Source organism: Rhizobium leguminosarum (assembly GCF_019798305.1).
In the GTDB taxonomy this organism is placed as follows: domain Bacteria; phylum Pseudomonadota; class Alphaproteobacteria; order Rhizobiales; family Rhizobiaceae; genus Rhizobium; species Rhizobium leguminosarum_U.
The window spans coordinates 248,854-268,971 of sequence record NZ_JAAXDD010000003.1; the positions used below are offsets into that span (position 1 = coordinate 248,854).

17 protein-coding genes are annotated in these 20,118 nt (G+C 61.8%); 10 read left to right on the forward strand and 7 right to left on the reverse strand.

The features are described from left to right. Positions 1-12: 12 nt before the first annotated feature. The 3 genes from hutG to hutI all read right to left on the reverse strand — a co-directional run bounded on the left by hutG (position 13) and on the right by hutI (position 3,792). A complete protein-coding gene (gene hutG, locus HFO99_RS07105) occupies positions 13-816 on the reverse strand; it encodes an N-formylglutamate deformylase (protein ID WP_222360195.1) in 804 nt (267 codons plus the stop codon). 181 nt (positions 817-997) lie between these two features. Further along, entirely contained in the window at positions 998-2,533 is a 1,536-nt protein-coding gene (gene hutH / locus HFO99_RS07110; protein ID WP_222360197.1) for a histidine ammonia-lyase, read from the reverse strand. Next, on the reverse strand, positions 2,530-3,792 hold the full coding sequence (hutI, locus tag HFO99_RS07115; protein ID WP_222360199.1) for an imidazolonepropionase: 1,263 nt from the start codon (positions 3,790-3,792) through the stop codon (positions 2,530-2,532). Before hutI ends, hutH (HFO99_RS07110) begins: the two co-directional genes overlap by 4 nt. Before the next feature lie 123 nt (positions 3,793-3,915). On the opposite strand from hutI, the gene HFO99_RS07120 reads away from it, so the two are divergent. Both HFO99_RS07120 and hutC (HFO99_RS07125) read left to right on the forward strand, forming a co-directional pair. Continuing rightward, a complete protein-coding gene (locus tag HFO99_RS07120) occupies positions 3,916-5,262 on the forward strand; it encodes a formimidoylglutamate deiminase (RefSeq protein ID WP_222360201.1) in 1,347 nt (448 codons plus the stop codon). Between the two features lie 121 nt (positions 5,263-5,383). Continuing rightward, entirely contained in the window at positions 5,384-6,106 is a 723-nt protein-coding gene (gene hutC, locus HFO99_RS07125) for a histidine utilization repressor (protein ID WP_222360203.1), read from the forward strand. Positions 6,107-6,142: 36 nt separating this feature from the next. Here the strand turns inward: hutC (HFO99_RS07125) and hutC (HFO99_RS07130) are convergent, their stop codons facing one another. Beyond that, a complete protein-coding gene (hutC, locus tag HFO99_RS07130; RefSeq protein ID WP_064246830.1) occupies positions 6,143-6,898 on the reverse strand; it encodes a histidine utilization repressor in 756 nt (251 codons plus the stop codon). Between the two features lie 196 nt (positions 6,899-7,094). On the opposite strand from hutC (HFO99_RS07130), the gene HFO99_RS07135 reads away from it, so the two are divergent. From HFO99_RS07135 to hutH (HFO99_RS07155), 5 genes are all read left to right on the forward strand, one after another. Beyond that, positions 7,095-7,934: a transporter substrate-binding domain-containing protein gene (locus HFO99_RS07135; protein WP_222360205.1), complete on the forward strand. Its 840-nt coding sequence runs from the start codon at positions 7,095-7,097 to the stop codon at positions 7,932-7,934. 219 nt (positions 7,935-8,153) lie between these two features. Then, a complete protein-coding gene (locus HFO99_RS07140; protein ID WP_222360207.1) occupies positions 8,154-8,879 on the forward strand; it encodes an ABC transporter permease in 726 nt (241 codons plus the stop codon). Between the two features lie 10 nt (positions 8,880-8,889). Continuing rightward, the gene (locus HFO99_RS07145; RefSeq protein WP_018497025.1) at positions 8,890-9,594 is read left to right on the forward strand and encodes an ABC transporter permease; all 705 of its coding nucleotides are present in this window, start codon (positions 8,890-8,892) and stop codon (positions 9,592-9,594) included. Between the two features lie 26 nt (positions 9,595-9,620). After that, positions 9,621-10,397, forward strand: coding sequence for an ABC transporter ATP-binding protein (locus HFO99_RS07150; protein WP_222360209.1), 777 nt, complete (start codon positions 9,621-9,623; stop codon positions 10,395-10,397). After that, complete coding sequence (hutH, locus tag HFO99_RS07155) at positions 10,394-11,881, forward strand: histidine ammonia-lyase (protein WP_222360211.1); 1,488 nt, start codon at positions 10,394-10,396, stop codon at positions 11,879-11,881. The genes HFO99_RS07150 and hutH (HFO99_RS07155) overlap by 4 nt, the downstream gene beginning before the upstream one ends. A 6-nt stretch (positions 11,882-11,887) precedes the next feature. Here the strand turns inward: hutH (HFO99_RS07155) and HFO99_RS07160 are convergent, their stop codons facing one another. After that, a complete protein-coding gene (locus HFO99_RS07160) occupies positions 11,888-12,430 on the reverse strand; it encodes a hypothetical protein (protein ID WP_222360213.1) in 543 nt (180 codons plus the stop codon). 534 nt (positions 12,431-12,964) lie between these two features. Here HFO99_RS07160 and HFO99_RS07165 point away from each other — a divergent pair. The 3 genes from HFO99_RS07165 (at position 12,965) to HFO99_RS07175 (ending at position 16,810) form a co-directional block, all read left to right on the forward strand. Next, complete coding sequence (locus HFO99_RS07165) at positions 12,965-14,896, forward strand: DUF3604 domain-containing protein (protein ID WP_222360418.1); 1,932 nt, start codon at positions 12,965-12,967, stop codon at positions 14,894-14,896. 70 nt (positions 14,897-14,966) lie between these two features. Next, positions 14,967-15,818, forward strand: coding sequence for a peptidyl-prolyl cis-trans isomerase (locus tag HFO99_RS07170; RefSeq protein WP_222360215.1), 852 nt, complete (start codon positions 14,967-14,969; stop codon positions 15,816-15,818). Continuing rightward, positions 15,815-16,810 carry a HupE/UreJ family protein gene (locus tag HFO99_RS07175; protein WP_222360217.1) on the forward strand — a complete coding sequence of 332 codons (996 nt, stop codon included), beginning with the start codon at positions 15,815-15,817 and terminating at the stop codon, positions 16,808-16,810. Before HFO99_RS07170 ends, HFO99_RS07175 begins: the two co-directional genes overlap by 4 nt. A gap of 122 nt (positions 16,811-16,932) precedes the next feature. Here the strand turns inward: HFO99_RS07175 and HFO99_RS07180 are convergent, their stop codons facing one another. Continuing rightward, on the reverse strand, positions 16,933-17,721 hold the full coding sequence (locus HFO99_RS07180) for a DUF481 domain-containing protein (RefSeq protein ID WP_222360219.1): 789 nt from the start codon (positions 17,719-17,721) through the stop codon (positions 16,933-16,935). A gap of 90 nt (positions 17,722-17,811) precedes the next feature. Next, positions 17,812-20,088 carry a tetratricopeptide repeat protein gene (locus HFO99_RS07185; protein WP_222360221.1) on the reverse strand — a complete coding sequence of 759 codons (2,277 nt, stop codon included), beginning with the start codon at positions 20,086-20,088 and terminating at the stop codon, positions 17,812-17,814. Positions 20,089-20,118 lie beyond the last annotated feature (30 nt).

A 20,118-nucleotide genomic window follows, 5' to 3' on the forward strand; every position in this document is an offset into this window, starting at 1 on the left:
AGGTTTCGGGCGTCAGCGTTTCAGGTCGGGCGCGATCTGTTCGATGCGCACCAGAATGTTTTTGAGATGGACGCGGAGTCTGTCTGCCTTGGCGGCATCGTAGGCGAAGGGCGCCGCCGCGGTTTGGAGATGCGTCGATTGCGCAAGCTCCATCTGGATCGCGTGCACACCGGTATCGGGCCGACCATAGTGGCGTGTCGTCCAGCCGCCCTTGAAGCGACCGTTGAGCACACTGTCGTAACCTTCGGCGGCTTCGACGACGGTGAGCGTCGCCTGCTCGATCGCGCTGTCGCACGTTTTGCCCATGTCGGTGCCGATATTGAAATCCGGCAATTTGCCTTCGAAGAGGAAGGGAATGTGGGAGCGGATCGAGTGGCAGTCGTAGAGAATTGCGACGCCATGGATTGCTCTCACGCGCTCGATCTCGGCGGCAAGTGCCGCATGATAGGGGGCATGAAAGTCCCGCAGCCGCGCCGCGACGTCGGCTTCGTCAGGCGCCTGGCCATCCTTCCAGATCGCCTTGCCGTCGAAATCCGTCTGGGGAATAAGGCCGGTGGTATTCTGGCCGGGATAGAGGCTGACGCCCGCCGGATCGCGGTTGGCGTCGATCACATAGCGGTGGAAGGTGGCGCGCACGACCGTGACATTGTCGAGAAGACCGTCATAGAGCCGGTGGATGTGCCAGTCGGTGTCGGCCAGCATCCTGCCGTTGTCGTTGAGGCGGTCGGCGATCCCGGCCGGCACCTCGGTGCCGGTATGGGGGAAACCGAGGATGATGGGGGAGGTGCCCTGACGGGTTTCGTATGGGGTGGTCATAGAAACCCCTCCCCAACCCCTCCCCACAAGGGGGAGGGACTTAACGTGCGGCTCTTGCCGTATTCAGCTTCCAGCGCAGAGTATGCCGCCGGCTTGTTGTTTCGTGAGGCGGTGCCACGGCTTAGCCCCTCCCCCTTGTGGGGAGGGGTTGGGGAGGGGACTTTTTCCTTCACCACCATGATCAACCCTCCAAAATCGGCAGAATACCATTCGAAACCGAGGCGTTCAGCGCGCCCGTTGCCACCAGTTCGGCGGCGGCGGCGAGGTCGTTTGCCATATAGCGATCGACGTCGAGGCTCGGAACTTTGGTGCGGATGGCAGTGATCGCCTTGGCAAGTTCCGGGCTCGTCGACAGCGGCGCGCGCAGTTCGACGCCTTGGGCGGCGGTCAGCGCCTCGATGCCGATGATGCCGAACAGGTTTTCGGTCATGCCAAGCAGGCGGCGGGCACCATGGCAGGCCATGGAGACATGGTCTTCCTGGTTGGCCGAAGTCGGCGTCGAATCGACCGAGGCTGGGTGTGACATCTGCTTGTTCTCGGACATCAGCGCCGCCGACGTCACCTCGGCGATCATCAGGCCGGAGTTCAAGCCCGGCTTCTTGGCGAGGAAGGCCGGCAGGCCGTAGGAGAGGGTCGGATCGACCAGCAGTGCGATGCGGCGCTGCGAAATCGCGCCGATTTCGCAGACGGCGAGCGCGATCTGGTCGGCGGCGAAGGCGACGGGTTCGGCGTGGAAATTGCCGCCGGAAACGACGGAATTGTCCGACAGCACCAGAGGATTGTCGGTGACCGCATTGGCCTCGATTTCAAGCGTGCGGGCAACCGAGCGCAGCAGATCGAGGCAGGCGCCGTCGACCTGCGGCTGGCAGCGGATGCAATAGGGATCCTGGACGCGCTCGTCCCCCTCGATGTGGCTCTGGCGGATGATGGAGTTTTCGAGGAGCGCCCGGAGCGCGGCTGCAGTGTCGATCTGGCCCTTGTGGCCACGCAATGTGTGAATATCCGGATGAAAAGGCGCCGAAGAGCCCATGGCGGCATCGGTGGACATGGCGCCGGTGATCAGCGCTGCCTGTGCAGCACGATGGGCGCGGAAGAGACCGGCAAGCGCCAGCGCCGTCGAGGTCTGGGTGCCGTTGATCAGCGCCAGGCCCTCCTTGGCGGCGAGCACGACCGGTTTGAGGCCGGCCCTTTCGAGGGCTTGCGCGCCTGGGAGGCGTTCTCCGGCGAAGAAGGCTTCGGCCTCGCCCATCATCACCGCCGCCATATGGGCAAGGGGCGCAAGATCGCCGGAGGCCCCGACCGAGCCTTTTTCCGGGATCAGCGGAATGACGCCCTTATCAAGCATGCCTTCGATCAGCCGCACCAGTTCCAGCCGCACGCCGGAGGCGCCGCGCCCGAGCGAGACCAGCTTCAGCGCCATGATCAGCCGCACGATATTCTCAGGCAGCGGCGCGCCGACGCCGCAGCAATGTGACAGGATGAGATTGCGCTGCAGGGTGGTCACATCGGCGCTGTCGATCTTGATCGAGGCGAGTTTGCCGAAGCCGGTATTGATGCCGTAGACCGGCCCATTGCCGGCGGCGATCTCGGCGATGCGTGCAGCGGCCTTGGCGATGCCGGCATCGAAGGCGGGATCGAGCCTTGCCGATGCGCCGGTCCAGTAGATGATTTCCAGATCTTTTAGCGAGACGGAGCCCGGGTGGAGCGTGATGGTCATCGACCGTTCCTTTCGCCCTTGAAGACGCGTATGTGAAGAGGATTGAAGCCGATGCGGTAGACGAGCTCCGCAAGGCTTTCGATATTCCAGATGGCAAGGTCGGCGGATTTGCCGGGTTCGAGCGTTCCCGTCTTGTCGAGCAGACCGAGCGCGCGGGCGCCTTCGCGGGTGGCGCCGGCGATGCATTCCTCGACGGTGAGGCCGAAAAGCGTGGCCGACATGTTCATGGTGAGCAACATCGAGGTGAGCGGCGAGGTGCCGGGATTGCAATCGGTGGCGATCGCAATCGGCACGCCTGCCCGCCGCAACGCCTCTACCGGTGGTTTCTGCTTCTCATGGATGGCGTAGAAGGCGCCGGGCAGCAGCACGGCGACGGTGCCGGCTGCGGCCATCGCCGCAACGCCATCTTCGTCGAGATATTCAAGATGATCGGCCGAAAGCGCGCCATAGGACGCGGCGAGCCTGGCGCCGCCAAGATTGGAGAGCTGCTCGGCATGCAGCTTGACCGGCAGGCCGAGCGCCTTTGCCTTGTCGAAGACGCGGGCAATCTCGGTCGTGGAAAAGGCGATGCCCTCGCAGAAGCCGTCGACGGCATCGGCGAGACCGAGATTATGCATGTCATCGAGACCGGGCAGGACGACATCATCGAGATAATCGCCGTTGCGACCCTTATATTCGAGAGGCGTCGCATGGGCGCCGAGATAGCTGGTGGCGACGCGGACCGGTCTGATATGGCCGAGCAGGCGGGCGCTCTGCAGCATCTTCACTTCACCGGTTCGGTTCAGCCCGTAACCGGACTTGACCTCGATCGTCGTGACACCTTCGGCAAGCAGCGTGTCGAGCCGCGGCAGAGCCCCGGCAACGAGCTCTTCGACCGACAGCGCATTGGTCGCCTTCACCGAGGAGACGATGCCGCCGCCGGCGCGGGCGACCTCCTCATAGGTGGCGCCTGCAAGGCGCATTTCGAATTCGCGGGCGCGATTGCCGCCGTGGACGATATGGGTGTGGCAGTCGACGAGGCCGGGCGTTACCCAGCGGCCTTCGAGATCGACGATTTCGGAGTGCTCGACGGCCGATGCCGGCAGCTCGCTTTCGGCGCCGGCAAAGGCGATGCGGCCGTTTTCGACCAGCACGGCGCCCTTTTCGACGATGCCGAGCCCTTCTTTGCCAGGCGCCAGCGTGGCCAGCCGCGCATTGCGCCAAAGAACTGGGCGGGCGTCGGCGGATGCGGCTTCCTCTGAAAAATTGTTCCCGGTCATCAGCTTTGCGCCTTTCCTTATGTCAATAACATGTATATACATAATCGACGGGTGACAAGAGAAATTTTGCGCGCTTTTCTGGAAAAGGAAGATCGGCGGCACGGCAAAAGGAGAGGGAAGGCCATGACCACACTTCACGCAGACACGGCGCTGACGCTGCAAGGCTGGCAAAAGGATGTGCGGCTGACGCTCGAGGCTGGGCGCATCGCGCGGGTTGAAATTGGTACGTCTCCCGAGCCCGGCGACGAACGCCACGCTCTCCTCCTTCCCGCCATGGCGAACCTGCACAGCCATGCCTTCCAGCGGGCGATGGCCGGCCTTGCGGAAGTGCGCGGCCCGGCCAACGACAGCTTCTGGAGCTGGCGCACGGTCATGTACAAATTTGCCCTGGCGATGACGCCTGATCATGTCGAGGCGGTCGCGGCCAAGCTTTATGCGGAAATGCTGGAGGCCGGTTTTTCCCGCGTCGGCGAGTTCCACTATCTTCACCACGACAGGGATGGCAGCGCTTACGCCAATATAGCCGAGCTTGCCGAACGCATCGGCGCGGCGAGCGAAGAGACCGGGATCGGCCTGACGCTGCTGCCGGTCTTCTATGCCCATTCCGGCTTCGGCGGAGCTGCTCCCATCGACGGTCAGCGGCGTTTCATCAATTCGCTCGAAAGCTTCGAAAGGCTGATGGAGGGATGCCGGAGGGTGACCGGCCGGCTCGCCGGCGCCGAGCTCGGGCTGGCGCCGCACAGCCTGCGCGCGGCGACCCCGGACGAGCTTATAAAGCTCGTGCCGATGGCCGGCGACGGTCCTATCCATATCCATGTCGCCGAGCAGGTGAAGGAGGTCGAGGACTGCATCGCCTGGTCCGGTGCGCGGCCTGTGCAATGGCTGCTCGATCATGCGCCTGTGGATGAGCGCTGGTGCCTGATCCATGCGACGCACATGACCGAGGACGAAACGCGGCGGATGGCGAAAAGCGGCGCGATCGCCGGCCTCTGCCCGATCACCGAAGCCAATCTCGGCGACGGCGCCTTTGCCGGGCCGCTTTTCCTCGAAGAGGGCGGACGTTACGGCATCGGCTCGGATTCCAACGTGCTGATCTCGGTGCCGGAGGAACTGCGCCAGCTCGAATATTCGCAGCGCCTGGCGCTTCGCGCTCGCAACGTCGTCGCTGCACCCGGCGGCTCGACGGCGCTTTCGCTGTTCACACATGCACTTGCCGGTGGTGGCGCCGCGCTGAAGGCGCCGGCAGGTCTCGTCGAGGGCCATTCCGCCGATATCGTCTCACTCGACACCGAAGCCGTTCCCTATCTCACAGGTGACCAGATCCTCGATCACTGGCTGTTTGCCGGCGGCATTTCGATCGATTGCGTTTGGGCACGCGGCCGCAAGCAGGTGGAGGGCGGCCGCCATCTCAGGCGCGACGCCATCGACCGGCGTTTCCTCGCTGTCATGGGCGAATTGCTGGCCGCCTGAAAAAGAGCTTTTCCTGTCCGGACATTCGAATTAGAGCAGTTCCAGCAAAAATGTGTAGTGGTTTTTCGTCTGGAATCGCGTAAAAACAAAGAGATAGCGGGAGACCAATCGGAACGTGGCGATGAACCAAAGCAGGGATCCCACCTTGCATCAGCGCATCCTCAGCGACATCGAGGGCCGAATCGTCTCGGGCGATTGGCCGCCGGGGTACCGCATTCCCTTCGAGGTCGATCTCGCCACGCAGTATGACTGCTCGCGCATGACGGTGAACAAGGTGCTGACCCAGCTCGCCAAGGCCGGCCTGATCGAGCGCCGCAAGAAGTCCGGCAGCTTCGTCACCCAGCCGCAGGCGCAATCGGCTGTTCTCGAAATCCACGATATCAAGGCCGAGGTGCAGTCGCTGAACCTGCCCTATTCCTATGCGGTCTCGAAGAAGACGAGCCGCAAGGCCAAGGCGGAAGACAGCCGAAGGCTGGAACTGCCGGTGGCGTCCTCGGTCGTCGAGATCGTCTGCATCCACAGTGCCGGCATGCGGCCCTTTTGCCTGGAGGAGCGGCTGATCAGCCTTGCGACGGTGCCGGAGGCCGCCAATGCCGATTTCCTGACGATCGCGCCGGGGCCGTGGCTGCTCAACCAGGTGCCGTGGAGCACGGCCGAACACCGGATCCACGCCGTCTCGGCCAATGCCGAAGTGGCCGCCGTCCTCGACATAGCGCGCAATACCGCCTGCCTCGTGGTCGAGCGCCGGACCTGGAGCGGCGCCGGCCCGGTGACGCATGTGCGCTTCACCTATCCGGGCGATCGTCATGCGTTGGTGGCCCGTTTCACGCCGGCGTCGCAATAAGTCCGCTATGTTCCATATACAACATGGGCAGTGTTTTTATTCCTCGAACATCTTGCCGCTGCGCGCTTCCAGCCGGTAGCGGTGGCCGGGATAGACGAGGCGGGCGGTCGAGACCACCTGTTTTGCCGACCATGTGCGCCGGCGGATCGTCAGGCACGGTTCGGTCTTCATGATGGTCAGCAGCTTGCATTCCCAGGCCTGTGGCATCGCCGCCTCGACAACGTGCTCGGAGCCGCTGAGCGGGGCTGCGGCTGTCAGATAAGCGTTCGGCGTCAGCGTCGAAAAATCCTGGTCGAGATATTCAGGCGCGGCCTCCGGATGGACGAAACGGTCCTCGATCTGTACCGGAACACCGTTTTCGCTGTGAACGATCAGCGAGTGGAAAACCGCGGCACCAATCGGCAGTTCGAGCGCGTCGGCAACCTCGGGAGAGGCGGTTTCCTGGGCGAGAACAACGACGGAGGCCTCGTGGGCATGACCGCGTTCGGCGATTTCCTCGGCGATGTTGCGGACCTCGAACAGCGCCGAATAACCCTTGCGCTCCGCAACGAAGGAGCCGACGCCCTGGATGCGGACAAGTTCGCCCTCGTTGGCAAGTTCGCGCAGCGCCCGGTTGGCGGTCATCTTGCTGACGCCGAGCTCGACCACCAGTTCGTTTTCCGAGGGCACGCGATATTTCGGCGGCCACTCGCCGCTGTGGATGCGGTCGAGGATCACCTGCTTGACGCCGGCATAGAGCGGGGTGCTATCATTCTGCGCCAATTCGCGCTTCATCTCACCGGGACGCTTCATTGCCTATTCCTTTTGCACGAATGGAATTCGCTACATAATTCGACTTTCCTCTTGCATATCACAAAATATCTCATATGGTACCATATACAACCTCCCAATCGGTCCTTGAAACAGAAATAGGACAGGAAAGGGCAAGCCGGCGAAGACCGGCCGTGGTGCCGCAAGGTCTGTTTCAATTCCAGAGGAGAATTCACAAATGAAATTCAGCGCAATCCTGCTTTGTGGCGTGGCGGCTTTTTCCGCCTTCGCCGCGCCTGCCTTTTCCAAAGACTGGACGAAGGCGACCATTACACTCGAAGGCGCCTATGCGCCCTGGAACCTCACCAACGCCGACGGTACGCTCGGCGGCTTCGAACCGGAACTCGCCAAGGTGCTGTGCGAGCGCGCCAAGATCGAATGCACGCTGGTCGCCTCCGACTGGGACGGCATGATCCCGGCGCTCAACGCCGGCAAGTTCGACGTCATCATGGATGCGCTGTCGATCACCGATGAGCGCAAGCAGGTCATCGACTTCACCATTCCCTATGCCGCCACCCCTGCCGCCTTTGCCACCGCCAAGGACAGCCCGCTGGCAAAGGCCGCCGGCACCGGCACCACGATCAAGATGACGCCCGGCCAGACCGGCGTGAAGGAGATCGACGCGCTGAAGGCCGCCTTCAAGGGCAAGACGATCGGCATCCAGGCGGCGACCGTCTACGCCAAGTTCGTCTATGACAATTTCGGCGATATTGCCGAGATCCGCGAATACAAGACCGGTGCCGACCGCGACCTCGACCTGCAGAACGGCCGCATCGACCTCGGCTTCGATGACGCCGTCTACTTCAACAATGCCTTTGCGTCCGCCAACGGCGCGCTCGACTTCACCGGCCCCGAGATCGCCGGTTCGATCTGGGGCGAGGGCGAAGGCCTGGGTGTCCGCAAGGCGGATACGGACCTGCGCGACAAGTTCAGCGAAGCAATCAAGTCCGCACTTGCCGACGGCACCGTCAAGAACCTCTCGATGAAGTGGTTCAAGGTCGACGTCAGCCCGCAATAAGCGTTTCGGCCTTTCGGCCGCAAACACCGGTCTCCGGCTTTGTCGCCGGAGACCGCATGCTCGAACAGGAAGATTTTAGGCCGGGGTCGGCCTAAAATCTGAATCCTGTTCCAAATAAGAGAGTTAGAGCATGATGTCGTCCGAAAACCGCTGACACTTTTCGGCATCATACTCTGGTGTCAATCCGCAAAACACTGCCACGGACGGGGAACGGACGATATGGCAAGCTTGGAACTTCTCGGCTTCGGCTCGACGGGATGGGGCGCGCTGCTCATTGCCGCCGCCTTGATGACGCTGGCTGTCACGGCGACGGCGCTGGCGATCGGCGCCGTGCTTGGCGCGATCGTCGCAGCCGCGAAACTCTCCGGCAGTCTCGTCCTTGTCACGCTTGGCAATGTCTACACGACCGTGTTTCGCGGCGTGCCGGAACTGCTGATCATCTATCTCATCTATTTCGGCGGCTCGTCGGCCGTCACCTCGATCGGCCAGGCGATGGGCTACGAAGGGTTCCTCGGCTTGCCCTCCTTTGCCGCCGGCGCGCTTGCCGTCGGCATCATCTCCGGCGCCTACCAGGCGGAAGTCTTCCGCGGCTCATTTCTCGCCATCTCCAAGGGCGAGCTTGAGGCCGCCTCGGCGATCGGCATGCATCGCGGCATGCGCCTTCGCCGCATCATCATGCCGCAGGTGTTTCGCCTCGCCATTCCCGGCCTCGGTAACGTCTGGCAGCTCAGTCTCAAGGATTCGGCCCTGATCTCCGTCACCGGCCTTGCCGAGCTGATGCGCACCAGCCAGGTGGCGGCGGGCTCGACCCGGCAATATTTCCTGTTCTTCATCGCCGGCGGCTGTCTCTATCTGCTCCTGACCAACCTTTCGGACCGCATCTTCAACGGGGCGGAGCGCCGCGCCAATCGCAGCATGCCGGCATCCGCCATGGGCCAGGCGTAAGGAGGCGGCAATGGATTTCACCTTCATCGCCTCGACCATGGTCACCCTGCTCAAGGCCGTGCCGACGACGCTCATCCTGTTTTCCCTGTCGATCGTCTCCGGCGGCCTGCTGGCGCTTGTCATCGTCTGGATGCGGACCAGTGGCAACAAAGTGCTTTCGGGCTTTGCCAAAGGCTATATCTTCGTCTTCCGCGGCTCGCCGCTTTTGATCCAGATGTTCCTGGTATTCTATGGCCTCGGCCAGTTCGGCTTCATCCGCTATTCCTTCCTGTGGCCGTTCCTGCGTGAGCCGATGGTCTGCGCCGTGCTGTCGCTGGCGCTCTGCACCGCCGGCTACACGGCGGAGATCTTCCGTGGCGGCATTCGTGCCGTCTCGCCGAAGGAGATCGAGGCGGCGCGCTCGATCGGCATGTCCGGCTTCCTGCTGGTGCGCCGTATCCTGGCGCCGATCGCCTTCCGCCACGCGCTGCCGGCCTATTCCACCGAGATCGTGCTGATGATGAAGTCGACGGCGCTCGCAAGCCTCGTCACCGTCTGGGAGGTCACCGGCGTCGCCCAGCGGCTGATCTCGCAGACCTACCGCACAATGGAAGTCTTTCTCTGTGCGGCGATCATCTATCTCGTTCTCAACTTCATCATCCTGCAGGGCATGGCTCTGCTCGAATATTCGCTGTCCCGACATCGCCGCGCCATTCCGCAGGCGCTGAAGGCATAGTGATCTTTGACCCTATTGGAGCACCCATGCCAGGCGTAACCCGACTATCGGTCCGCAATATCCGCAAGAGCTTCGGTACGCACGAAGTATTGCGCGGCATTTCCCTCGATGCCGAAGACGGCGATGTGATTTCGCTGCTCGGTGCCTCCGGCTCCGGCAAGTCGACCTTTCTGCGCTGCATCAACCTGCTCGAAACCGCAAGCGACGGCGAGATCTGGGTCGACGGCGAACAGATCCGCATGGTGCACAAGGGCGCCACGAGCAAGCCGGCCAGCCAGAAACAGGTAGACCATATCCGCTCCGAACTCGGCATGGTGTTCCAGTCCTTCAATCTCTGGTCCCATATGACGATCCTGCAGAACGTCATCGAAGGGCCGATCCACGTGCTCAAGCGACCGCGCGCCGACTGCATCGCCGAGGCCGAAGCGCTGCTCGAAAAGGTCGGCATATCAGATAAGCGCCATGCCTATCCGGCCCATCTCTCCGGTGGCCAGCAGCAGCGGGCCGCGATCGCCCGTGCGCTGGCGATGAAGCCGAAGGTGATGCTGTTCGACGAGCCGACCTCGGCGCTCGATCCGGAGCTTGTCGGCGAAGTGCTGCGCGTCATGCGCGCGCTGGCCGAGGAAGGCATGACCATGCTCGTCGTCACCCATGAGATGAGCTTTGCCCGCAACGTCTCGAACCGCGTCGTCTTCATGCGCGAGGGGCTGATCGAAAGCAGCGGCAAGCCGGACGAGATGTTCACCGGCGGCGCGACACCGGCTTTCCGCCAGTTCATCGGCCATTTCGGAAGCGGTCAATGACGATCACCATCGATGCCGTGCTGACCTGGCGCGATGTCGCGCGCGTCGGGTCAGGGGAAGCGCTGGCGCTGTCGCCGGCCGCCTGGGGGCGGGTCGAGCAGGCAAGCCGCATCGTTGCGCGTATCGTCGAGACGGGCGTGCGCGCCTACGGCGTCAATACCGGCGTCGGGGCGCTGGCGGATACCGTCGTCGATCGGGCCTCGCAGAGCCTGTTGTCGCGCAGCATCGTGCTCAGCCATGCCTGCGGCGTCGGGCCATTGCTGGCTGCCCGCGAGGTGCGCGCCATCATCGCCGCCGGGATCGCCAATTTCGCCCATGGCCATTCCGGCGTGCGGCGCGGGATCGTCGAGCATCTCGCGGCCTTGCTGGAACATGATTGCATTCCCGACGTGCCATCCAAGGGCTCTGCCGGTTATCTCGTCCACAATGCCCATATTGCCCTTGTTCTGATCGGCGAAGGCAGCGCTCACCTGGCCGGCCGGCGCATGAGCGGTCGCGAGGCGCTTGCTGCGATCGGGCTCGAACCGCTGGTGCTCGGCGCCAAGGAAGGCTTGAGCCTTGTCAACGGCACCGCTTGCGCCACCGGCCTGACCGCCGTGGGGCTGTCACGCGCCGAACGGCTGCTCGACTGGGCCGATGCCACCGCAGCCCTGACGCTGGAAGCGGCGGGCTGCCAGATCGCCGCCTTCGACGCCGCTGTGCTGGCGCTGCGCCCATCGGCGGGAATAGAGAAAGTGGGAGCGACGCTGCGCGCGCGGCTTGCCGGCAGCGGCCTTGTCGCCGCCGCCTTCGGCCGGCGCACGCAGGATGCGCTCAGCCTTCGTTCGGTGCCGCATGCGCATGGCGCCGCCCGCGACGTCTTCGACAATTCCGCCCGCGTCGTCGATCAGGAGCTTGCCTCAGTGACCGACAATCCGGCTGTCTCAGGCACGCCGGAACAGCCGATCGTCTGCTCCGAGGCGCATGCGGTCGCCCCGGCGCTTGGGCAGGCGGCCGATAGCCTGGCGATTGCGCTCGCTCAGATCGGTGCGATCAGCGAACGGCGTATGGACCGGCTGGTCAATCCGCTGGTAAGCGGCCTGCCTCCGTTTCTGGCCAGCGACGCCGGCCGCCATTCCGGCTTGATGATCGCCCAATATACCGCAGCCGCCCTCAGCAACGAGAACCGCCGCCTTGCCGCACCGGCGGCCATGGACGGCGGGCTGACCTCCGGCCTGCAGGAGGATTTCCTCGCGCATCCGACGGCCGCCGCCAGCAAGCTGCTCGCCGTCATCGACAATGCCGAATATATCCTTGCGATCGAGCTGATGGCCGCTGCCCAGGCGCATGATTTCCTGGCGGCCACCGCGCCGCGGGCGCCAGGCACGGACCTTGTCTATCAAGCCGTGCGGCAGCATGTTTCCCATTATGGCGACGAACGGCCGCTCAACGGCGATATCGAGACTGTCCGCACCCTGATCCGCGATACTGCGCCGCCGTTATGATCGGCCTCAGAACGGCTGGGTTTCGGAATTCTGCTTTGGCTTTTCGCCGGCCTCGAGACGTTTGAGGCACTGGACGAAGGTCGGGTAGAGCTGCTCCACCCGCGAGAGCGGCAGCGTCCAGTCGCCTTCGTCGCCGGCAAAGGTAAGCTGCACGTCAGGCGTTCCGGCAAAGGAATTCTTGATGATCTTCTTCAGTCCGCCGCTCCCCTTGCTGGCCGGACCCCAGAGGCGAAGCGTGTTCTTGCCGAAGAACTCGGCGGCGACCACTTTCGTCGTCGTACGGTTGGTCAGCGTCACCTCGGTCTTGGTATTGGCCGGAATGTCCCATGTGATCTTTGATACCAGCCAGAACGTCTCGGTCGCGCTCTGGCGGAATTCCATGGTCTTGCCGATCTCGCTGTCCCACAGCAGGCGGCAGTAGGGATGTGGGCTCTCATTCGCAAAGCCGACCGACCATTGTCTCGCGCCGCCCATCCATTCGGTCTCGCCGAAGGCGCAGACCGGCTGCAGGGCGGCGGCCATCAGAATCATCACTGCCGGAATTTTCATCGCCGAATCCATCTCCAACGCCATCGGCTCCAGCGATAGCAAAAGAAGGTTGAGCTTTTGCTACTGCAAGGGTGGTCGTTTGCGGGAGGGGCGATTTGCCACCGTGATGGCGCCCACCACGCAGATGTCGATTGTGATCAGGAACGCAGTGAGGCGAAATGCATATCAAGCTAGGAATCGCCTTTCAGTCGATTAGCAATCGAAAGGACGCTCCGCGACCGCAAACCGGCAGGCTATATCGCCCTATTGCCTGAGCATGTACTCGGCGGCTTCGCCGATTTGCCTACGAGAGTCCGCCTAAATCACTATCCTCGGCAATATTAGTTGTAAGACCGCGCAAAGTAACCCGTGTAATTATTGCCTTTCTGAAGAAGAAGTCCAGTCTTGCCGTTTGACTTGGGTCAAGGAAATATTCGTTAGATGTTGAATATATCTGATAATATGTTCTCAAACTTGTCGAGAGCCGCGTTCCGTTTGTCATGATGAGTGAACGGCGCAAGCGTTCGGCAAGGAAATCAAGGGCGAAACATGATGATGCAGTTTGTCAGGACTCTCCTAATTGGTGCCACGATTGTCGCGCTCTCGGTTCCTGTCATGGCCGAGGGCGATACAGGCGACCTTACGGTCGAAAAGGCGGCAAGGGCATTTCCAACCAAGCGACCCTATTCGCCTTACGCCGACCGCAACTTCCCAACCCGACCACTGTTCGGCGATACCCACCTTCACACTGCCGTTTCCTTCGACGCCGGGGCCTTCGGAGCCCGGCTGACACCGCGCGATGCCTATCGATTTGCGCGGGGCGAGCAGGTCATGTCGTCCACCAACCAGCCCGCCAAGCTCTCGCGTCCTCTGGACTTCCTCGTGGTGGCCGATCACTCGGACAATATGGGAATGATCACCGACCTCCTGGCGGGCAAGCCCGAATTGCTCGCCGATCCGAAAGCCCGCACGTGGTACGACATGATCCAGTCTGGCCGGGGTCCGGAGGCTGCCATCGAGATGGTCAAAGCCTTTGCAGCCGGAAACATTCCGAAAGTCATGGTGTATGGTGCCGACACGCTCCCCTACAGGAACGTCTGGGATGACACGATCAAGGCGGCGGAGGAATACAACGACCCGGGCCGGTTCACCGCCCTCATTGGCTACGAGTGGACCTCGACTGCGGAGGGAAACAACCTTCACCGCAACGTGATTTTCCGCGACAATGGCGAAAAGGCCGGCCAGGTCGTGCCTCTTACCACCACGAAACCGCTGGGAAGCAACGACCCGCGCGATCTTTGGAAATGGATGCAGGCTTATGTGGACAAGACCGGGGGCCAGGTGCTTGCCATCGCCCACAACGGCAATCTCTCGAATGGTCAGATGTTCCCGATCATCGAACCTGGTACCGGTACGCCCATCGACCGGGAGTATGCCGAGACCCGCATGAAGTGGGAACGGCTCTATGAAGCCACCCAGATCAAGGGTGACGGCGAGACCCACCCCGTTCTGTCCCCCACTGACGAGTTCGCCAACTTCGAGAAGTGGGACAAGGGCAATCTCGATCTGACTGTCGCGAAGTCGAACGACATGTTGCAGTATGAATATTCCCGTTCGGCACTGAAACTCGGATTGAAGCTTGAGGGCGAGATTGGCGCCAACCCCTACAAGTTCGGCATGGTCGGCTCGACCGACGCGCATACGGGGCTTGCCGGGGTTGAGGAAGACAATTACTGGGGCAAGACCTCGGGCATGGAACCCGGCGCGGAGCGGTCAACAAGGGAATTTATGGCCGGCCGGTCAGGCAAGATCATGGAATGGGAGACATCCGCCTCCGGCTATGCGGCGGTATGGGCGGCGGCGAACACCCGCGAAGCGATTTTCGATGCCATGCAGCGGCGCGAGACCTATGCCACGACCGGCCCGCGCATGGCGGTGCGCTTTTTCGGCGGCTACGACTTCACGGAGTCCGATGCTCAGACCCGGAGTCCCGCCATTGCCGGCTATACTAAGGGCGTGCCGATGGGCGGCGACTTGGGTTCGGCGCCGGATGGCAAGGTGCCGACCTTCCTCATCGCAGCCCTGAAGGATCCGATCGGCGCCAATCTTGATCGTTATCAGATCGTCAAGGGCTGGGTCGATGGCAAGGGCGAAATGCAGGAGAAGGTCTATGATGTCGTGTGGGGCGGCGACCGCAAACCGGGAGCCGACGGCAAGCTTCCGCCCGTCGGCAACTCCGTCGATGTCTCCAATGCCAACTGGTCCAACACCATCGGCGCTCCCGAACTGATTGCCGTGTGGAAGGATCCCGACTTTGATTCCTCCCTCCGCGCCTTCTACTATGGCCGTGTTCTGGAAATCCCGACGCCGCGCTGGACCACCTATGACGCCAAGTATTACGGCCTGACACTGCCGCCGGAAATTCCCACCTCGATCCAGGAGCGGGCTTACACCTCGCCCATCTGGTACTCGCCGGAGAAGTCTTGATGATCTGGATAGAGCAGGCACGGGTTGGGCTGAGTGAAATGGATCTTAGCCAGCGGGTGGATGTGCAGCAATGTTCGGCCGTATAGCGAGGGAGCCTCTGCTCCATTTCTTGTTGATCTCGCTTGCTATCTTTGGAATTTCTGCACTCATCGGAGGTGGAGGGGCAGAAGCGCCCGAGCGCATCATTGTTACTGCATCTCGTATCGAACAATTGGCGACGATCTACGCCAAGACCGGCCAGCGGCCGCCCACCGAGGATGAACTCAAGGGCCTAATCGACGACTACGTCAAAGAGGAAATTTTTTCACGGGAAGCCAAGAAGCTTGGTCTCGACCAGGACGATACCGTCATTCGCCGCCGGCTGCGACAGAAGATGGAGTTTCTCAACGACGCAGAAGTCGAGCAGACCGCCCCGACGGATGCAGAAATCGAGGCCTATCTCGAAGCCCATCAAAAGGAGTTTGAAGTCGATCCGATGCTCGCCTTCGAGCAGGTGTATCTCAGTCCGCAGCGCCGCGGTAGTGCAGCTGAGCAGGATGCAGCATCGTTTCTCAAGATTCTTTTGACCAACCCCGGCATCGATGTTTCGTCGTTGGGCGATCCGTCTCTGCTTCCCGTCGAGCTACCGCTCACTACCAAGACCTCGATTGCCCAGGCCTTCGGTTCCGAGTTTGCCGACTCACTCGACAACGCCGCGCCTAACCAATGGACGGGGCCGGTACGATCCGGTTTCGGCCTGCATCTTGTGCGGGTCTCGGAGCACATCTTCGGGCATGTCCCTGCGCTGCAAGAGATCCGCGACCCCGTGGTGCTCGAGTGGAAAAACGCCAAACGCGAGGAGATCGAAAACAGCCGCCTTAAGGAGTTGCTCAAGCACTACGACGTGATTGTCGAACCTGCAGTTCGAGAGACCAAGCCATGATCCGAATCGCTGCAACTCTCTGGATCCTGATGCTGCCGTTGCTTGCTTCAATTGCATCGGCCCATGAGCTACGACCTGCCTACCTCGACATGCGGGAGGTCGGTGAAAATACCTTTGTCATAGTGTGGAAGGTGCCGGCACGCGGCGAGATGCGCCTCAGCCTCAACCTGCGCCTGCCCGAGACTTGCAAACCGGAAGCCGAGCCCGTGCGGACGCTCGAGGCTGGTGCCTACAAGGAGCGATGGACGGCAAGATGCGGAGTAGTCCTGCAGGGCCAGGTGATTGCAGTGGATGGGCTCGACGCCACACTAACCGATGCGCTGGCGCGTCTGTCATACCTCGACGGCACCACCGAAGTGGCGCGCCTCACCCCCGAAAATCCGAGCTTCGCCGTTGTTGGCACCCAATCGAGCCTTGAGGTTGCCGCGACCTATTTTCGTCTTGGTCTCGAGCATATTCTTTCCGGCATCGATCATCTGCTGTTTGTGCTAGCCCTCATACTTCTGATCCACGACCGGTGGATGCTGCTGAAGACGATCACGGCTTTCACCGTCGCTCACAGCATTACCCTGTCGGGTGCTGGGCTCGGCTACTTCAGTCTGTCCCAGAAACCGGTGGAGGCGGTCATTGCACTTAGTATTGCTTTCGTCGCAAGCGAGCTCCTCAAGATCAAGCCGGGGGATCCGCGTCTGTCCGAGCGCTATCCCTGGCTCGTGGCTTTTGCCTTCGGCCTTCTGCACGGTTTCGGCTTCTCAGGGGCGTTGAAGGAAATCGGCCTGCCGCAGGTCGATGTTCCGCTGGCGCTGTTGACTTTCAATCTGGGAGTGGAGGCGGGGCAACTGGTTTTTGTTGCGGCCGCGCTTGCTGGCTGGGCAGCGACCTCTGCTTTCGCCGAAGTACCGGCGCAGCCAGCCCGTACATTGGCTGCTTATTTCATTGGGGTCGTCGCAACCGTGTGGCTAATCGAGCGTTTGGTCACACTTGGTACGTGATCGAGATGACCTCGGTATCCCCGACGTGTGACAGACTGCGCAACCCATCAAAAAAATTGGGCGCCCCGGGCCGTCCGCTGGAAGGATAATCGCTAGCAGTCCGAAGTTCGCCAGTCCGGGCGTCAGAACCGGAAGGCGACACCGATAATCGGTCCCTGCTCGACGACGTCAAAGACGAACCCGTCATTGTCGTAATTGACGCCGAGTGCGCGATATCCCGCGACCGCCGAGATGCTGTCGTTGAACTTGTAGCCGAGGCCCAACGCCACGTCCCAGTCGAGGTCGGCGCCGCCGGCGCCCACCAGACCCCATCCCGTGACATAGATTTCCGGCGTGAAGAAGTAGTTTCCACGAACGCCGGCGACGGCGTCGACCCATGTGGCGCTGTCTTCGACATCCACTCCGGCCAGAATGCCGCCATTGAAGGAGATTTCGGTTTTGGCCGACCAGACCCTCATGCCCCCGACCACATCGAGATGGCCATTTTGGTCATCGAGTATGGCGTAACCGACGCCAAGAAGTCCCGCGAAGGTCTTCGATGTCACATCGACGCTGTCGGCAAGGATGCCGGCAGGTGTGTCGGCGTCGGCACCGAGCTTGGTGTAGATCACGTCACCGACGATGCTGAAGCGATCGTATCTTGCTTCGCCTGCCGCCATGAAAGCGAAGTCGAGGTTTTGGAGGATATCGCCGAAATCCGCATCGACATGAACTTCCGGAAGCCCAAACTGCCCAATATCGCCGGATATGCCGGCAGCCCAGAAATATGGCGCGAAGGTGAATTCCCACCCGCTCTGGCTCTCGACCGTTTTTGCTTCCGGCGTGAGCGGCGTGATATCGGCGGCGTTGCCGGCCGACGCAGCGGAGATCCCCGCCAACAACAGAATGGCACGTAAGTATATGGCTTTCATGAGAATCCCCCGACCTCGTTTGTCGCCTCGGCACTGCTGTCCCGAGTCGGCACTGTGCAACGGGAAGTAGCTTTCGACAAGCTTAAATGTCTATTTTCCGTTGATCGCCTGCTTCAACTGCCCGATGAGGCCTGAAATCTGCCGGTCCTGAGGCCTCAGTCGCGCCAGATCTTCCGCGTATTCAAGCGCCTCCGGCAGGCGTCGAAGCTTGAGACTGTATTGGAGCGCCAGACCAATGATGTCGGGATCTCCGCCCGTGACCCAGCCATCAAGTCTGTCTAGGGCCTCTCCCGTCCGGCCAGCCGAATCGAGAGCGACGGCAAAGGTCGTTTTGTACTGGGAGTTCTGCGGATCGAGCCGCACGGCCTCTTCGAGTTCCACTATGGCATTGGTCAATGCCTGTTTGCGCACCAAGGACAGCGCATGGCCGTAACGCAGATCCGCGCGTTCGGGCGCCATCCGGATCGCTTCGGCATAGGTCTGCTCCGACCTGTCGTTCTGACCGGTGGCGCGGTAGAACTCGGCGAGATTGATGCGCATTCCCTCCAGTGTCGGGTCGAGCGAAATCGCCCGCCGGAACGCGGCTTCGGCCTCGGCCGTACGCTGCCGGGCGAACAGGAAGAAGCCATAATTGCTTTGTGTTTCCGCGACGTCGGCATTGGCTTCGACATAGGCGCGCAGATCCGCGACAGCGGCTTCGAAATTGCCCTGCTGATTGCCGAAGAGGTGGGGAGGAGTGCCGGCGAGTGCATTGGCGGCAGCAACGCGCACCGCACGCGTTTCATCGCCGAGCAGCTTGCCGATCGCATCCAGCCTCTGCTCCGACGGAATGTTGCTTGCCGCTTCCGCAGCACCGAGCCTGACGAGCGGATCTGCATCGGCTGCAGCCGTTTGAATGTCGGTGGTGATATCCGCGCCGCCAGTTCGGCTCATTGCTGCGATGGCGCTGCCCCTGACAATTCCTGCTTGGTTTTGGTCGCCGACAAGCGCGCGCAGGGCCTTCACCGCGGCTCGATCGCCGTTTGCAGCTCCGGTGAAGGCATGGGCGATCGACGGGCGTTTGCGCCATTGCGTTCCGTACCATCCATCCATTGTTTCGGCTGCCCAATCATCGGTTTTGCCGACATGGCAGGTCGTGCATGCATTCGGCGTTCCGAGCGTGGCCGACAGGTCGGGCCGTGGGATGACGAAGGAGTGGTCGCGGCGCGGATCGACCTTCATGTAGGTGCGTTCCGGCATATGGCAGTTGGCGCATTGTGCTCCGGTGGAGCCGGCCTGGTGGCGGGTATGACCGGGAGTGTCGAACATCCCGCTCGGATCCTGGTTGACGAAGCGCTCCGGCTTCGCCTCTGTGTGGCATTGCGTACAAAGCGCGTTGCCCTCGGCCTTCAGGCCGGCATCATGCGGCCGATGACAGTCGAGACAGGTCACGCCCGCCCTTGCCATCTTGCTTTGCTGAAACGAGCCATATTCGAAGACCTCGTCGAGTATCTGTCCGTCAGGGAAATAAAGATCCTGCCGGAGCAGGGCAGGGGAAAAATAATCGAGAAAGGGCTTTCCCGGTTGATAGCCGTCCAGCAGCTTGGTGCGCCTGGCATGGCAGGCAAAACAGATGCCAGCATCGACTTTCGGCAGACCTGTATCCGGCTTGACGGAGGATGAGGCGTTGCCCGATTGCGCCGAAGCAACGTGCCTGGCGCCGGGACCATGACAGGACTGACAGCCAATGCTGGTGGCGACGTAGGTCGACTTGTATTCGTTCGTCTGCGCTTGAAACTTCGCCTGGGGATCGGTCGAATGACAATCGATGCAGGTGCGGTTCCAGCGATAGAAAGGACCTGTCCAATGATAGGTCGATCCGGGTTTGGCCGGGGTTCCGTTGCCGAGCCAGAACCACTGCCGTCTGACCGTATCCCAGGCGATGTCGAGAGCCTGCAGCCGTCCTCCCCCGATGTCGATGAGGTATTGCTGCAGGGGCTCGTAGGCGAAGGTATATTTGACTTCGAACTCGGCCTGGTTGCCGTCCGCCCCCTCGGTGTTGACGAAGAAGCGGCCGTCGCGGCGGGTGAAGGTCGTGACGACGCCGTCATGGTCGAACCTGCTATTGTCGAAATCGCCCCGCACCGTTTCCTCGTCGGCCAACGCCATGGCCTTTGCATGGTGGGATTTCGAAAAAGCCGCGGCCTGATCGGCGTGGCAGGATGCGCACGTCCTTTCGTCCACGAAACCCTCATGGATCGATATCTGCGGGTCGGCCCCGGATGTCGGGATGTCGTCAGTGGCAAGGCTGCGCCCGGCAGGCGCGAGCAACAGGAAAAGCAGGACAGCTATTCGTCCCACTGCTGTTGACCGAACAGATGCTGCCACTCAATCGCTCCCTATTGACGTTTTAGAAGT

Coding starts and splice junctions, on each gene's coding strand:
- HFO99_RS07140 (WP_222360207.1), top strand. CDS start 8,154: ATGGCAAGCTTGGAACTTCTCGGCTTCGGCTCGACGGGATGGGGCGCG.
- HFO99_RS07120 (WP_222360201.1), top strand. CDS start 3,916: ATGACCACACTTCACGCAGACACGGCGCTGACGCTGCAAGGCTGGCAA.
- HFO99_RS07170 (WP_222360215.1), top strand. CDS start 14,967: ATGTTCGGCCGTATAGCGAGGGAGCCTCTGCTCCATTTCTTGTTGATC.
- hutC (WP_222360203.1), top strand. CDS start 5,384: ATGAACCAAAGCAGGGATCCCACCTTGCATCAGCGCATCCTCAGCGAC.
- HFO99_RS07175 (WP_222360217.1), top strand. CDS start 15,815: ATGATCCGAATCGCTGCAACTCTCTGGATCCTGATGCTGCCGTTGCTT.
- HFO99_RS07135 (WP_222360205.1), top strand. CDS start 7,095: ATGAAATTCAGCGCAATCCTGCTTTGTGGCGTGGCGGCTTTTTCCGCC.
- hutG (WP_222360195.1), bottom strand. CDS start 816: ATGACCACCCCATACGAAACCCGTCAGGGCACCTCCCCCATCATCCTC.
- HFO99_RS07165 (WP_222360418.1), top strand. CDS start 12,965: ATGCAGTTTGTCAGGACTCTCCTAATTGGTGCCACGATTGTCGCGCTC.
- HFO99_RS07150 (WP_222360209.1), top strand. CDS start 9,621: ATGCCAGGCGTAACCCGACTATCGGTCCGCAATATCCGCAAGAGCTTC.
- HFO99_RS07145 (WP_018497025.1), top strand. CDS start 8,890: ATGGATTTCACCTTCATCGCCTCGACCATGGTCACCCTGCTCAAGGCC.
- hutH (WP_222360211.1), top strand. CDS start 10,394: ATGACGATCACCATCGATGCCGTGCTGACCTGGCGCGATGTCGCGCGC.
- hutC (WP_064246830.1), bottom strand. CDS start 6,898: ATGAAGCGTCCCGGTGAGATGAAGCGCGAATTGGCGCAGAATGATAGC.
- HFO99_RS07160 (WP_222360213.1), bottom strand. CDS start 12,430: ATGAAAATTCCGGCAGTGATGATTCTGATGGCCGCCGCCCTGCAGCCG.
- HFO99_RS07180 (WP_222360219.1), bottom strand. CDS start 17,721: ATGAAAGCCATATACTTACGTGCCATTCTGTTGTTGGCGGGGATCTCC.
- hutI (WP_222360199.1), bottom strand. CDS start 3,792: ATGACCGGGAACAATTTTTCAGAGGAAGCCGCATCCGCCGACGCCCGC.
- hutH (WP_222360197.1), bottom strand. CDS start 2,533: ATGACCATCACGCTCCACCCGGGCTCCGTCTCGCTAAAAGATCTGGAA.